Origin of the sequence: Dyadobacter sp. 22481 (genome assembly GCF_052044875.1) — a bacterium.
GTDB lineage: Bacteria > Bacteroidota > Bacteroidia > Cytophagales > Spirosomataceae > Dyadobacter > Dyadobacter endophyticus.
The window spans coordinates 1116586-1133135 of sequence record NZ_JBQENV010000003.1 but is presented as its reverse complement, the minus strand read 5'-3'; the positions used below and the strand labels follow the sequence as shown (position 1 = coordinate 1133135).

Below are 16550 nucleotides of genomic sequence, written 5' to 3'. Positions count from 1 at the left end.
CCTAAATAAGTTCGTATGCCTCTAATTGTTTCCTGAAGCCATCCGGGCCGTTAAACATCAGAACGTCTATAACAGACAACCAAGGTACGAAAGCATTTTTAAATTGGGGGTACGGGCTAGATATACTTTTTATGAAGTCCAGTCTTATTCCCTCGTTTTCAAATTTGCCTTTGTCGTACAATTCCACTCCGCCAATCGGATTGATGTAGTGGTTTGCTTGCTCCTGTTTACAGATATCCAGAATCCGGTCCTGTCCTTTCAGGTGTTTATTGTTATATATCGCTGAAGAGGGAACAATCTCCGTGCCTATGCCCAAGTATGCGCAAGTTTTTTTTAATGCGTATATAGATAGCTCGTTGATTGAATCAACTTCTAAATTTACGATTTCTTCTATCAGTTCAAAAACCTTTTGATAACAGGGTGCCTTCTGATATGATTGCTGAATGGTTTTCAATAACTTTTTCTGCCACTGCTCATGTTTGGCAAGCTCCACTTCGAAGATCAGTTTATTCTGGCTGGCGTCTTTCAACGGAATGGTAAAAAGATGCGCCTTGCCACCGACGAGCAGGTTGTTCCGGTTGATCCAACCCTTGTTGATGAAGTTCACATCGTCGTAAATAATGAACTTGTCCACGGCATCGATCAGCTGGAAATAGCCGATATATGGGAAAATATACGGCTGCATGATGGCAATAGTCATGGCTTGGGCTATTTGAGTTTTCTCAGATAATAATCTTCCCCCTTCTCACTCAAAAAGGTTCGGTGATACAAGGTGGTGTCGGAGCCGAGCCGGATATCGGTCGGTAATGCACGTATCTTACTCGTGTCGTTGATCACCTTGCGGGCATAGAACAGGTAATCAGCATCTTTGGGAATAGGTCGCAGGCCTTCTTCGAAAGGATTGATTGAAATCAGTTTCCGGGTCAGGTCCTTACCGTAGAGCGGGTACTCAAAATCGCTGTTCACGGTAGCGAGCGCCACGGTTGCATTCTCCGGCACGATGGAATCGAAACGGACGTAAGCCTTTGTAATGTCCGGTCGTGCGAATGTCTGGTAAGGAATACGATCCATCGTCAATGCCGATTCCATGCCGTAGGATGGCAGCGGAAGGCAGCGGATATTCAGGTAAACAGCCATAATCCCGGAAATACATGCCAGTCCTACAACCACCATAATGTAGCCTTTCCAGACATTCCTGCGCGGCTTGATGATCGATAAACGGTGATGTGAGAAAAGCAGGAGCAGGAAAAGTACACCAAAAAGCCCGGCCTCCATAAAGTATCGGCCTTTGAACGGATCATAGGCCGCAGAATAGGAGATCGCCGCGAGGTTAAGACAAAATGCAATGACCAGGAAGAAATGCACGCGCGATCTGAAAACGCGGATCAGTACCAACAGCATCAGCGGAAGGATCAAGGCAAATCCGAATACGCCCCAGTAGGGATTCGCATTGTAATAATAAAATCCGCGCTGGAACGAAAATGGGACGATAGTGAAATCAGCCTCCTCGTCGAGGCGCATTCGCAGCTTATCTTCCAGAACTACCAGTGGCTTCCTGATGGCGGTATTCAGGTCATAACCCCATTGCGCATTCCGGATGCCGTCGAGGTTACAGAAATCATAGGTATAGCGGATCACATTCCGGCTGCCCTGTTCAAACAGGTTAGCTGCCCCTCCTGCGCGCTCATACGACTGGTGGTACCGGGCTGTAGGAGGGCCAATGGGATGGCCGAAAACCTGGATATTACGGATATAGCCGGTTGGAATAGTATAAATCAACGCAAAAAACGCGATCGCGAGGCCAAGCCTTAAAGTCCTTTCAAAAAACACTTTAAAACCCGGTGCCAGGAATACGGTATAGATCATGATCACGAATACCGATGGCATGAGCAAGGCAAATGTAGCCTTATGACCGGTAACGATCGCGAATGTGATTCCTGTAAGATAGAGGTAGCGGTTGTCGCGGTTGGTGAAATAGGTAAATAGGAAATACAGCAGGCAGCTCAGATAGGCCGTCAGAACAATGTCCGTTTCCGTTGTAACGGCCTGCATCAGGAAATCAAGGAACACGCTATATGCCAATGCGCAGAAAAAGCTGGCCGACAGGTTCCTTCCAATCCTTTGTGCTATACCGAATACCGACGCCAGCGTTACGTAGTACGATAGCTGGTGAATGAGTTTAAATGAATTTTCAATGTCCCCGCTGATCAGGTAGGAGTAAATATGGATCGTGGTGAGGCTCTTCGGATAGGTATCCATGTTCCAGTTGGCCCCGCCGAAATGCTCCATAGTGCCCCGCTGAATATAGCGGATAGCGCGGTTCAGGTGCCCGGTCATGCTGTCCCATTCATTGGGAGCGGTAAATAGCACGAGGATCAGGTTGGTTATTCCAATGATCGCGAACGTCAGGAACATCGCACCGAAAATCACTTTCAGGTAAACGGATAGCTCCCTGGTCCAGAGCCGGAATGTGCTCAGCCGGTTAGCGATCAGCCCGCGAATGGTATAATGCGCTTGTTGTGGTACGAGCTTTGTCCAGAGCAGGTACTGTAATGCGAGAATACCGAAAGTGCCGCCGATCCATGCGAATACGTTCGCGGTAAGATCCAGCGCCGACAAAATAAAGCCGGTAGGGATAATGCTACCGACAAATAGAATGAAGAAGGTAATAATCAGCTCCGTGAGCGAAGGTTGAGCAATTTTTTTTGCAACAAAGCTGATACCGTATAAAAACAGGAAAAAAGTTAGCCAATAAAAAATGACCATGCTACTATGGTGATAAATGACCGTTGATAATGCGGGCAATCCTTTCAATATCTTCGTAAGGAAGCCCTACATATAATGGCAAACTTAACACTCTTGCCGCGATATCCTCGGAAACAGGGCAGGCAATTTGCCTTGGCATGAATGAAAGGGTGTTAAGCGACGGATAAAAATATCTCCTTGGAATGATTTCTTCCACTTTTAATGCCTCCATTACCCTGAACATAACCGCCTCCGAAGGGAACACTACCGGATAATAAGCGTAGTTATATTCGATGTCGGCGCTCAATGTGGGTTTAAACAGAATATCCCAATTGAGCAGGCCGTCATAGGCGTCGAAAACGTCCCTGCGCGCCTGGATGATCGCCGGCACCTGCGGAAGGTTTACCAAACCCATTGCCGCATGGAATTCCGAGTTTTTACCATTGATTCCCGCGAATTCATAATGCTCGTCGCCCTGGTGGCCGAACGCACGCAGCAAATGCAGTTTGCGGTCGAGCTCGGGATGGTTGGAGATCAATGCACCGCCTTCGATCGTATGGAAAACTTTCGTGGCGTGGAAGCTGCAAGTGCTCAGGTCGCCGTAGGAAAGCAGTGATTTTCCTTTATAAGTTACGCCGAATGCATGCGCGGCGTCGTAAATAACTTTCAGGTTGTGTTTTTTGGCAATCGCCTCGATGGCCTCTACGTCACAGGGATTTCCGTAGACGTGCGTCGCGAGGATCGCCGATGTTGCCGGTGTAATGGACGCCTCGATCAGCTCCGCATCGATATTGAATGTCGAAGCATCGATGTCCACGAAAACAGGCGTGCAGTTTTCCCACAAAATCGCATTGGAAGTGGCACAGTAGGAGAAGGGCGTCGTGATGATCTCGCCTTTCAGTTCAAGCGCCTTGATCGCGATTTGCAGAACGATCGTTCCATTACCACAGAAGTACAGGTGATCGACGTTCAGATATTCTTTAAGCTGTCCTTCGAGCTGTTGTAAAAGTGGTCCGTTGTTGGTCAGATAACCCCGTTCCCAGATTCCACGGACATATTGCAGATATTCTTCCTGATCAGGTAGAAAGGTTTTAGTGACGTTAATCATTCACTACGTGTTCAGATTGGCGAATAGAAAAATTGAGTTGAGGACGAATATATCCGGGCCATTTGCCATACCAGGTCACATTTTCACGGTAATCCTCAATATCAAAAACAAGGGCTTCCTCCATATTGTAAAGCACGGTGCTCGTATCTTTCACGATCATCATCGAAACGACGTAGGAACCGTCGTTCAGGAAGTTGCCGGGGATTTCGCAGGTGCCGCTGACAATACCTTTCGAGAAGTTTTCAGCCGTGGTGCCTACGTTGAAGATACATTCACCGGTAAACGTGTACAAGTGCATGCTCAGGTTCAGTGAAGCGCCTTCTACCAGGTTCCAGAACTCAAACTGGAAGTTGATCGGCGTACGGACATCAATATGGGTAAGGTCGTCCTGGTATTCCGGGAAAAGTTTGAAGCTCTTCACGCGGACCTGGTCGTTGCCGGGAGCGGCTTCGATATTGTCCCAATGCTTTTCAAGGGATTTATGCGAAACCTTGCTGAGATAGTTCGTTACAATATGCGTTGTTTCGCCCTGGTCGATCAGCCGGCCTTTTTCAAAATAGAATGACTTGTTGCAAAGCGCCTGGATGGCGGTCAGGTTATGGCTCACAAAAAGCAAAGTGCGGCCGCTTTCCGAAACGTCACGCATTTTGCCGAGACATTTCTTCTGGAACTCGGTATCGCCTACGGCGAGTACTTCGTCCACAATCAGGATCTCGGGATTAAGGTGCGCCGCGATCGCGAAACCCAGACGGACGTACATCCCCGAAGAATATCTTTTAACGGGCGTATCAAGGAATTTTTCAACCCCAGCAAAATCAACGATAGCGTCAAATGACTCGCGGATTTCGCCCTTTGACATTCCCAGAATAGCTCCATTCAGGAAAATATTCTCGCGTCCCGTCAATTCCGGATGAAAGCCGGTCCCCACTTCCAGCAAGCTGGCAATGCGGCCATCGATCTTGATCTGGCCGGTGGTAGGTTCGGTAATGCGGCTGAGGATTTTCAGCAGCGTGGATTTTCCTGCGCCATTATGGCCAACGATACCAATGCGGTCGCCCCTGTCGATGGAGAAGTTGACATCTTGTAATGCCCAGAATTCTTCTTTCTCAGCGAAACCATTCTTCTCTTGTTTGCCGAACAATTTATTAACCGTCTCGGAAACAATGTCGCGTAAACCGGACGAGCCGTTTTTGCGTTGGTGGTCGATGATATATTTTTTGCTGATATTTTCAGCTACAATTACAGACATGCCCAAGTGTGATTGTTTCAGATATGGTCAACGAAAGTGTTCTCCTTTTTGCGGAAATAGATCAGCGACACGATCAGTATAATCAATGAAATTGCTGCTGTGGAATACAGGCTATCCGGATTAAAGTAAGCCTTATCTCCCAACAGGCACCAGCGGAAACCGTCGATGATACCCACCAGCGGGTTCAGATTATAATATTTTTCGAACCATGTACCCTGCGCAAGCGTACTGCTGTAAGCGACAGGGCAGGCGTACATCCCAACCTGAACCATGAACGGGATTAACTGACCAATATCGCGGAAGCGCACATTTAGCACCGCAAAAAACAGGCCAAAGCCCATTGATGTAATAAATGTAAGTAAAATGAAGCAAGGAAGAAACACGATCTTCCAGCTGATAGGGTGATCGAAGAATGGTGTCAGGATCAGAAATATCCCGAATGTGATCATAAAATCGACGAAACCGACAGCAACAGAGCTGAGCGGCATAAGCAATCTCGGGAAGTAAACCTTCGAAACGAGATTGGAGTTGATGAGAATGCTGTTACTGATCTGAGTGAACGTGTTTGCGAAAAATGTCCAGATCGTCAGCCCGCTCAATACCATCAAAGGATAGGGAATACCCGGGTCGCTTTTGATTTTGGCCAGGTAGCTGAACACGAATACCATGACAATCATCGTCATGAGCGGTCGCAAGACGCTCCACGCCACGCCGAGGAGGGTTTGTTTGTAGCGAACGGAAATATCGCGTTTCGATAGGATCCAGAGGAGTTGCTTGTTGAGCCAGAGGTCTTTCCAATAATCCTTCTCAGACCCGCCGGCCTTGATTGTAATAGAGTGTTGAGTTGCCATGATTACGCCGTTACTGCCTCCTTACGCACGGTAGTGGTGGTGGTTGGTGAAGAAAACACTGTTCTGAAATAAACGAAGATCAGTGCGATCATCAAACCTGCCAATGCCCCGATTTTAGCATTGCGCTTGTCTTCATATTTCACATCCAGAGGCACTTTAATACCTTCGATCTCTGTGAACAGAGGAGCTTCCTTTACGAGAGAAATACGCATTTTCTCGGCATTGGCCATTGCTTCGTAATACAGCTGTTGCAGGAAGGACGATTTTCTTTCCGCGCTGTTGGCCGATACTTTGGCTTCCGGTATCATGATCTGCGCGCTGTAATCGAGTTGTCTGGCCAGCTTATGCTCCGCAATTCCCAGTACCACTGCGAGTGAATCTGCACGGTGGTTGAGCAAACGGAGCGTTTTCCTTGTTTTCTGGGTCTGGTTTTCGGTGTACATTTCTTCCACAGTTTCCAGAAGGGTAGTCACCCACAATCCTGCGAGGTGTTCGTTCTCCATTTTGGTGGAAAGCGAGGTGAAAGACGACTTGCGGTCGAGCGAAGCGATCTCGGTAGCCTCGGCTGTACGCTTTACGATGGTATTGAGGTTTATGCGCGAATTAATGTCCAGTTTTTTGATATCATTCGTCGTAAATTGGAATTTCTGCAAATCGGGATAGTCTGCCCAATCGGAAGTTTTAATACCGCTCGAATCGATATAAAAGTTAGCCAGAATCTGTTTTTTTCCGTTGATTTCTATTTCTTTCATCAGGGTTCGTTCCAATACCGGACGGGACTTTACGAAATAGAAGAAGTTCTCTCCGGTAAAGATATTCGCGTCCGGCTGCGCGCCCAGGCCCAACAGGCCAGCCATGTCACCCAGACCGGAACTCGCTCCCGCTGCACCGAGGTTAAACACCACGTTGGCTTCGTAGGTGGGTGGTTTGTTCTGATAAGTATCCATAGCGAAGCCAATACCAAAGCCAGCAATAGGCAGGAGCAACATCCATTTCCAGTTACGGATCAATGCATCTTTAACTACTAGTACTTTCTCGACGACTTCCTTTGGAGATAGCTCGTCTTCCGGAATTTCTTGTGTGGTCGCTGTCGCCATAGTTACTTAAGTGAACGGAATGCCAATACTGTTACAATTAATCCCATAATTGAACTCAACAGGGTCGTAGCTGTTGAAATAGTCTGCTGTGTACTCAATGCAGGAGCATTTCTTGTCGGAACGAAGATCTCCGATCCAGGCTGTACTTTCGGGTACACATTGAAAAACATGAATCTTCTCGTCCGATCGATATTGCCGTTAGGATACTTAATGTACGAGCTCTTTCTGAGCGACTGCACCGTAAAACCACCCGATTGCGAAATGTAGTCCGAGAAGTTCATCCCTTTGCCGTATTTCACGGTAGTAGGGTAAAGTACCGAGCCGGTTACCTGAACGGTTTCCAGGCGCTTAGGAATACGGATAATATCACCTTCCTGAACCACAAGGTCTTCGAATGAACCCGGATTTTTCAGAATGTTTTTCAAAACGATACCGATTTTCTCTTCCTTCACGTTCGGCAGGTCACCGGTAAGCGTTCCTTGTTTGATGCTTTTTTCGGTTTGTTGAACCTGCTCGTAGTCCACAGCCTCTTCGAGGTTTTTCACAACCGTACGACGCAGCAGGGTTGCTCCTTCCGGATAAGCGAGCTCGGTCAGTCCACCGGCTCTTTTGATAATGTCGCTGATCTTGTCATTCTTGTTGACAATCGTATAGGGGCCGGTCACTAGCACTTCTCCTTCAACAAAAACAGTCTGTTGTTCAACATAGTTGGGCGACTTGCGGACGATCACCTGGTCGAACGGGAAGAGCACAAAATTGGTTGCTTTCGCATTCAGGGACAGGTCGCGGTTTACATTGAATTTATAAACCTCCGAAATCTGTGCATTTGCCGCACCGGCTACCGAATTTCTTTTTCTTCTGACCACCTCGACCTCCGACGTATAAGCCGATTCCTTCAAACCGCCTGCCTGTACGAGTACGTCTTCGAGTGTCATGTCGGTAGTGTAAGGGAATTTTCCTTCGTTCTCGCCGATTTTGGTATTGTTAACTTCCCCTTCAACGCTTACGAAGGCAGTTTCCGCCATTTCGAATTTCGAAGGAACTATAACCTGATCCAGGCGGGTGAGCACAAGATCGGGAGTTGTGCCGTTCAGCACATCGGTAAAGTTAATGGGGATTGTCTGGATGGTCAGGTCTTCGCGGGTGCGCAGTACGTTCAGACGTCCCACAAATGCGTCTTCACGCATTCCCTGTGCATTTTCGATCAACTTTTTCAACGTAGGGCTGTTGTCGAGCGAGTACTGGCCGGGGCGCATTACCGCACCCTCGATATTTACAATGTTCTCGAAGCGGTCAAGCACGGTCTCTACATTGATCGAGTCGCCGGTGGCCATTTCGAAGCTGTCGTACTGGTCTTCGGGCACGTCCAGGATTTTACGCTCCCTGGAAGTAATGCGTTGTATCTTCAATCTTGCGCGGTAAGCCTTGTCGCTGAAACCGCCTGAATAACGGATTACATCGCCCAGTTTTTCTTCTGGTTTCAATTCATAAATGCCCGGACGTTTCACCATACCGGCGATTTCGGCGCGTTTCAGGTAGTAGCCGACTACGACGTTGTCATTTTCCTGAACACGGATATCGCCGTCGATCTTACCATTTACGAGGTAATCATAAATATCCATTCTCGACACGACCTTGCCCTGGCGAACAACACGTACTTCGCGGAAAGATCCAATTTCATTAGGGCCACCAGCCTGGTACAATGCATTGAATGCGGAGGAGAGGGAAGATACCGTGTAAGTGCCTGGGTTAATCACTTCTCCCGTTACAAAAACTTTCACCGATCGCACTTCTCCAAGGGTAACCATCAGTTTGGTGCGTGCCGTTTCGCCGCCTGTGCCGATCATTCCCGGTACAAACTTGGCAAACTTGTCGATCAGGATTTTCTTGATTTCTTCAATTGTACGACCTGCGACCATTACGTTACCGACACGGGGGATACTGATGAACCCGTCTTTATTGACAATCGTTTCGTAAGTGCTTTCGGCGTAGTTATAGAGGTAGATCTTCAATTCGTCACCCGGGCCTACAACGTAGGTTGTTGGTGTAACGATCTGTAAGTCAGGAATTAGCCCTAATTTTTTATCCGCAAATATCGAGTAGCCATAGATTTTCTGACGAAGCGATTCTTTGGCTTGCTCTTCGGGAGTCATCGCGGTGCTCGTGCTGGTGTTGACTTTGCTCTGGTCACCGCCTTCGGTGTTCTGGCTGTTCTGGTTAGCGGCGTTTTTACCTTTGTCGCCACCCTGGCCGTCGTTTCCTTGCTGCTGGTTACCCGATTGCTGATTGCCTCCCTGCTGATTTCCGCCTTGCTGCCCGCCTGGGCCCGATTGTGTGTTACCAGAGCCAGTGGTGCCTGTGCTATTACCTCTCGGGCCTGACTGCGTTGTGCCCTGGGCGCCGTTAGACGCCGGAGCGTTCCCAGAAGGGGCTGTCGGGGCAGTAACCTGTGAAAAAGCGGGTAGTGAAATGATTAAACTCAGGAAATAGGGAAGTATAGATTTATAACTTTTAGCCAACCTGGATCTGTTCATAAGAAGAATTATTGTACTATTGAAAGTCTGAAAATTCATTAAAACTATGTGTAAGACTAGTATTTTTGAATTTGGGATTCGAGTACACGTAATATTGTGGTAGTGTATATCATGGCAAAGTAAATTAGATTTTTCCTATTTTTAAAGAATTTCTATTAATCGGGCTCCCTTCCCAAGGGACCCCTGCAAAGGTATAACAGGGTAACGACAAAAGATTCAAATTATTAAAATACCAGTTCCAAAAGCGATAATACTCCTAAAAGAATAGTTATAAATATGGAAAGTACAAATGTTCAGTACGACGAGAGCAGTATCCGGTCGCTTGACTGGAAAGAACATATCCGCCTCAGACCCGGGATGTATATCGGAAAGCTCGGGGACGGCTCGTCGGTGGACGATGGAATTTACGTGTTGGTGAAGGAAGTGGTCGATAACTCGATCGACGAGCACATGATGGGTAATGGCAAAACAATTGAGATAAAGATCTCCGAACACCGCGTGGAAGTGCGCGATTATGGCCGCGGTATTCCGCTCGGAAAAGTCGTGGACTGCGTTTCGAAGATCAATACCGGTGGTAAATACGACTCGGGGGCCTTCCAGAAATCGGTGGGTTTGAACGGCGTGGGTACCAAGGCGGTGAATGCACTTTCTGCTCATTTCAAGGTGCAATCGTTCCGCGACGGCAAGACTAAGAGTGCGGAGTTTAACCAGGGAGCGCTTGTGAGTGAATCGCCGGAAGGCACTACCAGCCAACGGAACGGCACGCACGTAGCGTTTGAGCCGGACGGTACTATTTTTAAGAACTTCCGTTACATTCCGCAGTACCTCGATAACATGATCTGGAACTACTGCTATTTGAATGCAGGGTTGACGATCAATTTTAACGGGCAGAAATACTTCTCCCAAAACGGCCTGCTCGACCTCCTGAAAAGCAAATCCGACGCGGAAACTTTGCGGTATCCGATCATTCATTTGAAGGGTGAGGACATTGAAATGGCGATGACTCATGGTAACCAGTACGGTGAAGAATACTACTCGTTTGTGAATGGTCAGTATACGACACAGGGAGGTACCCATCTCGCTGCATTCAGGGAAGCAGTTGTTAAAGCCGTTCGCGAACATTTCGGTAAAGATTATGCCCCCGAAGACATTCGTTCGTCCATCATCGGCGCCATTGCGATCCGCGTTCAGGAGCCGGTTTTCGAGTCTCAAACTAAAACCAAGCTCGGTTCCAACACCATCACACCCGACCCGAACAGCACTACGGTAAGAACATTTGTTAACGATTTCGTCAAAGAAAGGCTGGATAATTTCCTGCACATGAATCCCGAAGCGCGCGATGCATTGAAAAAACGGATCGAGCAGTCGGAGCGGGAGCGTAAGGAGCTGGCAGGGATCAAGAAACTCGCCAACGACCGTGCCAAAAAGGCCAATTTACATAACAAAAAGCTTCGCGACTGCCGCCTGCATCTCACCGATTTGAAAAGTGACCAGCGCTACGAAACCACACTTTTTATCACGGAAGGGGATTCGGCGAGCGGTTCCATCACCAAATCGAGGGATATTCAGACGCAAGCGGTATTCTCTTTGCGCGGTAAACCGCTCAACTCGTTCGGGCTTACGAAAAAGATTGTTTATGAAAATGAAGAGTTTAACCTGCTGCAACACGCATTGGACGTGGAAAACGGTGTGGAAAATCTTCGCTTCAACCGCATTATCATCGCTACCGATGCCGATGTAGACGGTATGCACATTCGTTTGCTGCTGATGACCTTCTTCCTGCAATTCTTCCCGGATCTGGTTCGGAACGGACATTTGTTTGTGCTCGAAACGCCGTTGTTCCGGGTCCGTAACAAGAAAGAAACTATTTACTGTTACACCCCGGAGGAAAAGCAGGCCGCCATCGACAAGCTGGGCAGTAAGCCGGAAATTACCCGCTTTAAAGGATTAGGAGAGATTTCACCGGAAGAGTTCGGCCGGTTTATCGGAGAAGATATGCGTGTGGAACCGGTGATCCTTCAAAAGGAAACGTCCATTCAGAAACTGCTGAGTTATTTTATGGGCAAGAATACGCCTGAGAGACAGCGATTTATCATCGATAATCTCAAAGTGGAGAAGAACGTTGAAGAACTCGCGCTCGCAGGGTAGCCCCCGTGCATTATCTTTGGCGTGGTCAAGTAATATCAGGCCGGGAAGTTCTTTATTCAAAAGTGTAAACGCACCTCCCGGTTTGAACATCATATTTAAAGAGTCTTTGTGGAATTACAGGATTTAAGAAACAGGATCGATGGGCTGGACGACCAGTTGCTGGGCATTTTGAACGAGCGTATGGAGCTTGTCAAAAAGGTTGGTGAGCTGAAACGGTCTTCCCAGTCGATTATCTACCGCCCCGAAAGAGAAAAACAAATCCTCGACCGGCTGGCGAAGCACAACAATGGGTTACTCACCCGCCAGGCGATAGATGCCATTTTCTTCGAGATTTTCGCGGTATCCCGCAATCTGGAACTGCCTGAGCGGGTATCTTACCTGGGGCCGGAGGGAAGCTTCACGCATCAGGCGGCCGAAGGTCGTTTCGGGGCGATGAGCGAGTACCTCGTGTTGCCGACGATCCACTCGGTATTTGAAAGCGTGGAAACCGGCCGCGCCAAATTTGGCGTGGTGCCGATCGAGAATAACCAGGAGGGTATAGTGGTCGAGACGGTCGATTTCCTGCGGGAAAAAAACCTTTCGATTGTAGCGGAAATGCTCTTGAAAGTGCATTTTACTTTCGCGTCGCAATCCGATAGCCTGAAATCGATTAAAAGGATTTATTCCAAAGACATTGCATTCCGGCAATGCGGCAAATTTATCAGTGAATACCTGGAAGGCATGGGTATCGAGCTGATCGCCGTGGATTCGACTTCCAAAGCGGCTAAGCTGGCGTCCCAGGAGCCCGATGCGGCGGCAATATGCTCGTCGATTTCGGCAAGGTTGTTTGGTGTTCCTATCCTATTTGATAATATCGAAGACAGCGATCAGAACCAGACCCGCTTCCTGATTCTGGCTAAGGAGTTTACAAATATGAAGAGCAGCGACGACAAGACGACGATCATCGCTAACCTGCCCAATACCAACCGCCCCGGCGTGCTGTACGAGTTCCTGAAAGATTTCAACGATCGCGGCATTAACCTTACCAAGATCGAGAGTCGCCCATTGCGTGGCGAAGCGTCGTTCAGGGCGTGGTTCCTGGTGGAATTCCTCGGGCACATGGACGATCCGCAGGTGCAGGAGATCATGCACAAGTACGGGACGCATTTGAAATGGCTCGGCAGCTATGTGAAAGTTGCCTAGTATTTCTATCATAAAAGCAGAAAGCTCGCTTCATCGGCGAGCTTTCTGCTTTTATGATGTATTTCAAAACTATTTCTTCAGGGTACCCCGGTAAAGCGCAGGCCAGTTGCCATACAGCTCGATTTCTGCTTCCACGCCATCCGGAAGGCGAACTTTCACTTTCCGCTGGGCAGAAGGCTGCTGGAACGAATCGACGCCGAGTACCACGATCTGATTGCCTTTCACGACGGCAGTAATAAAAGGCTGCTTGCCGTCGATGGCCAGCAATGCCTGTTCCTTTTTAGGCTGGATCCATTGTCCGTTCAGTTGAAATGCAAGGTCCTGGTTCCGGCCGCCTACAATTACGTCCTCCACCTGTTTCGCCATCCAGTTACCCAGTGCATAATATTCGGTCGGGAAGTCCCAGTAAGGAGCGGCAGTTCCTCCGGTAGTGTTGCGGCCCACTTCGTTTTCGGGTGTTTTGCTATCGGCCGGGTACCATTCGTAGCCCCAGCCCCACATATCTTTCGAAAGTTTGTAGGCATTCGGGTTTTGTGCGCTCGGCGCACCGTCGTGCCAGAGGTAGTAGCCGTCGAACAGGATTAGTGAGAACAATGAAAAGCTTAATGCCTGACTCGCGGGCATCATTTCGAGCTGGTTCATGATGAGCTCCCCTTTGGGGTCGGAAAGCTGGTAGTTCCAGGGGACAATGGGGTCTTTGTATAACGGCATGTACCGGTTCCAGCCGTAGAAAATGAATTTACTGTTTTTCTGGTAGGGCAGGAGCTTGTTGATGCGCAGCGAATGGATCGCGGAAAGCAGCACGAAGTTGTTCGGCGAATTACCTGCATTGTCGATCGCAAACATCGGTTTGGGATACACATCAATGGGGACAGTGTTGAAGATATCCCGGAAGCTATCGCCGTTCGGCAGTGGATCGAAGTTCGGATTGTTGGCTTTCGGTTCGCTGTATTCTTTGATAAAATCCTTCGGGTTAGCACCGCCAACCGTATTAATATGTGGGTTGGTATAGGCCCCGCCCCCCCAGTAATCCATCAAATGCATATGCGGATGGTTCTTTTTAACCACTTTGGAAAACCAGATCAGCCGTTGTATAACCTCTTTGGAATAATGCTGGCTCCAAAACTCGAAATCGTACGCATACACGCCAAAACCGGGGATGCCCGCCAATGCCTCTACCTGTTCTTTGGAAAGGCTCGCAAACCACTTTTCATCCTTATCGCCAAAGTAATTGGGAGTGGCCGTGTAATGCAGCTTTTCCGACGGATACTCTTTTTCAGTATTGGACAAAAAACCGATCCCGCGTTTGTAATAGTTGTCAGAAGAAACATAGTTATTCAGCCGGTATTGCATCACCAGCTTGTCCTTAATGGGTTCAAATTCGGGAAAACGCGTGTCGAAATCGACGTTGATGGTGCGTGAAGGTGAAAACCAGTCGGGGATGCTGATGCGCGTCAGCGCATTGGAGGCTGCCTGGTCGGGCTTGCCGGCAATGTAGATGTTCTGCTGGCGGACTGTGCGGTTTTTGGCCGCATTCCACCAGTCATTGTAGGGAGCGTCGATCCAGCGGGAAGTTACCGAATACAAATAACCCGGTTTCACTTCAATGCCATTTTCCAATCCCTGCACGACAATACCGTCGATCATGACCACTTTCGTGCGGTTGTCGTTATAATTGGCAAAGTCGCGGAGGAGGAGTTTGCCATCTTTGCGAATGGGCCTCACATCGAGCCAATTGTCTTTGCTTCCCTGCCGGATCCACTCTTTGGCATCGATCACTTCATTGGCCATCGCAGCTTCGAAATTGAATGCGGCGGTGGTCTGGCACCCTTGCTGGCCGCGGCTTACCACATTGATCTGCGCTTCGCCGCCATTGACCTGCACGCCGGGGATTGTGAGCCATGTCCCGTAACGGTGCGGCACGGCCTGGAAGGTTTGTGTTTTGCCGTTCTGGCTGATTTTTACGTCGTAAGGAGAAAGCCCGCCTGCATTCGCTGCCAGCTCGAACTGCATTTCCCGGCCGATCTGGCGGTAACGCCGGATCGTGAGGTCACATGCATTGGAGGCGGAGTCGAGCGTCCGCGCCATGGGGAAGCTTTCGGTAACCTGAACGTAAGATTTGTGGTGGCTGGGACCAAAACGGTTCCAGGCCCAAAGCCCGGAACCGATCAGGAATGCGAGAATGCCACTAAGCCAGATAAGCGATGTTTTGGTCAAAACCTTCTTTTTATGTGTCACGATGCGTTATTTACCACCAACGATAGAATAGGCCTATCGAACCGTTCACGGATGATATGCCTTTGTCGATGTAGTCATATTTATAAGCCGTGCCATCATATTTGACACGAACATCAAGGCCAAACGTCCCATCCTTCTTGAAGAAAAATTTGGACCCGGCGCCAATGCCGTATTTAAAACGTACCGCCTGATCTTGTGATGACAAAGTGCCATAGTAAACGGTGTAATCGATAATGCTCGCGCCTGCGCTCACCTGCACGTATGGCTGTACCTGCGAGTTGCGTGGGAGGAAGTGGTAATTAGCAAACAATTCCACCGGATATTGCGAAACGGTGCGCGTTTGAACAGCTGAGATAGTGCCCCCGTCGCCTTCGTACAAGGCTCTCGGAACGCGTTTTTCAAAATAAGTAGAGCCGATTTCTCCGCCCACAGAAAGTTGGGAGTTTCTCAGGACCCATTCGATAGACACCGATGCATTCTGGAAAGAGGATTTGTCGACATAATTATCCTTGAATGAGCCCATGGGCACTGCGCCGATGAAACGCGCAGTAGCCAGGTAATAGGTGTACCGCTCAAACGGCGACGCAATGGTGTATAACTTGGGTTTCTCCTGTGCCCATGCGGGGAGTACACTTCCAAGGAAAAGGGCAATGATGATGATTCGTTTCATTTGTTACTTGATTTTGAGATAACCGGATTGCCCGAAAATGGAATCCGCCATTTTGTCGATGAGGTTTTGGTCGCCAATGGCCGAGCCGCGGATCTGTGCGTCCCAAATCACATTGAAAGTCTTGCCGGATGCCGTTGTCTTAGGATTTTTGAAATCGAGCATCGAGATCATCCAGGAGCTTTCGCTGGTTTCATAATAGTTGTAATAGCTCGGGTAACCGTAGCCGTAACCACCCCAGTAACCGCCATAGTAGGAAGAAAGCGGTTGATATACATTGAGGTAAGTATTGGTGATCCACGACACGTTGATACCGACGTCGGGGTTGTCCTTCCGGCTCACGTACTTGTAACCCATGCTTTGCATATTGGTGATGAGCCGTTGAAGCATGGCGCGGTCGATGTCGTCCAGGGAAGTACCCGCGCGGCTATTTTCGACGATCAGCACGGAATCCACGATGCTGAATGTTTTGTACTGACTAAAATTGGCGGATTGATCGTGATTTGTAATGTATACCAACGACTCCTCATTGGAAAGGTCGCTGATCGGGTCTTTCGAACACGACATCAACCCGAGGCCGACGATCAGTAAGAGGAAAGAAGCTTTCTTGAACATTTGAGTTGTATTTTAAAATTTGTTAAATAAACGAAAATTGAAATGCTTAAAGTTTATGAGCCCGTGAGTTCATGATTTTAAAGTTTACCAGCCCGGACTTAGCAACTGCATTTGTG

At 48.6% G+C, this 16550-nt stretch carries 12 protein-coding genes; 2 read left to right on the top strand and 10 right to left on the bottom strand.

The annotated features are described in order from the left end of the window. Position 1 precedes the first annotated feature (1 nt). From ACTJJJ_RS23355 to ACTJJJ_RS23325, 7 genes are read right to left on the bottom strand one after another with little or no spacing between them, the layout of a single operon-like run. Entirely contained in the window at positions 2-700 is a 699-nt protein-coding gene (locus tag ACTJJJ_RS23355; RefSeq protein ID WP_440703176.1) for a WbqC family protein, read from the bottom strand. Between the two features lie 8 nt (positions 701-708). Then, positions 709-2766 (bottom strand): ArnT family glycosyltransferase, encoded by a 2058-nt coding sequence (locus ACTJJJ_RS23350; protein WP_440703175.1) that lies wholly within the window; start codon positions 2764-2766, stop codon positions 709-711. 4 nt (positions 2767-2770) lie between these two features. Continuing rightward, the gene (locus ACTJJJ_RS23345; protein ID WP_188936123.1) at positions 2771-3853 is read right to left on the bottom strand and encodes a DegT/DnrJ/EryC1/StrS family aminotransferase; all 1083 of its coding nucleotides are present in this window, start codon (positions 3851-3853) and stop codon (positions 2771-2773) included. Then, on the bottom strand, positions 3846-5102 hold the full coding sequence (locus tag ACTJJJ_RS23340; protein ID WP_188936121.1) for an ABC transporter ATP-binding protein: 1257 nt from the start codon (positions 5100-5102) through the stop codon (positions 3846-3848). The genes ACTJJJ_RS23345 and ACTJJJ_RS23340 overlap by 8 nt, the downstream gene beginning before the upstream one ends. Before the next feature lie 17 nt (positions 5103-5119). Then, positions 5120-5953, bottom strand: coding sequence for an ABC transporter permease (locus tag ACTJJJ_RS23335; RefSeq protein ID WP_188936119.1), 834 nt, complete (start codon positions 5951-5953; stop codon positions 5120-5122). Positions 5954-5955: 2 nt separating this feature from the next. Next, positions 5956-7050 (bottom strand): hypothetical protein, encoded by a 1095-nt coding sequence (locus tag ACTJJJ_RS23330; RefSeq protein WP_426291716.1) that lies wholly within the window; start codon positions 7048-7050, stop codon positions 5956-5958. A gap of 2 nt (positions 7051-7052) precedes the next feature. Further along, positions 7053-9584 carry an SLBB domain-containing protein gene (locus tag ACTJJJ_RS23325; RefSeq protein WP_426291715.1) on the bottom strand — a complete coding sequence of 844 codons (2532 nt, stop codon included), beginning with the start codon at positions 9582-9584 and terminating at the stop codon, positions 7053-7055. Positions 9585-9860: 276 nt separating this feature from the next. Here ACTJJJ_RS23325 and ACTJJJ_RS23320 point away from each other — a divergent pair, with 276 nt between their 5' ends. Then, positions 9861-11732 carry a DNA topoisomerase IV subunit B gene (locus ACTJJJ_RS23320; protein ID WP_440703174.1) on the top strand — a complete coding sequence of 624 codons (1872 nt, stop codon included), beginning with the start codon at positions 9861-9863 and terminating at the stop codon, positions 11730-11732. Positions 11733-11840: 108 nt separating this feature from the next. Further along, a complete protein-coding gene (gene pheA / locus ACTJJJ_RS23315; RefSeq protein ID WP_188936111.1) occupies positions 11841-12914 on the top strand; it encodes a prephenate dehydratase in 1074 nt (357 codons plus the stop codon). A 69-nt stretch (positions 12915-12983) separates the two neighbouring features. Here the strand turns inward: pheA and ACTJJJ_RS23310 are convergent, their stop codons facing one another. Genes ACTJJJ_RS23310 through ACTJJJ_RS23300 form a run of 3 tightly spaced genes read right to left on the bottom strand, consistent with a single transcriptional unit; the run spans position 12984 to position 16434 of the window. After that, positions 12984-15152, bottom strand: coding sequence for a hypothetical protein (locus tag ACTJJJ_RS23310; protein WP_440703173.1), 2169 nt, complete (start codon positions 15150-15152; stop codon positions 12984-12986). Between the two features lie 10 nt (positions 15153-15162). Continuing rightward, complete coding sequence (locus ACTJJJ_RS23305; RefSeq protein ID WP_188936109.1) at positions 15163-15822, bottom strand: OmpW family outer membrane protein; 660 nt, start codon at positions 15820-15822, stop codon at positions 15163-15165. Between the two features lie 3 nt (positions 15823-15825). After that, entirely contained in the window at positions 15826-16434 is a 609-nt protein-coding gene (locus ACTJJJ_RS23300) for a DUF4136 domain-containing protein (RefSeq protein ID WP_188936107.1), read from the bottom strand. Positions 16435-16550: the final 116 nt, after the last annotated feature.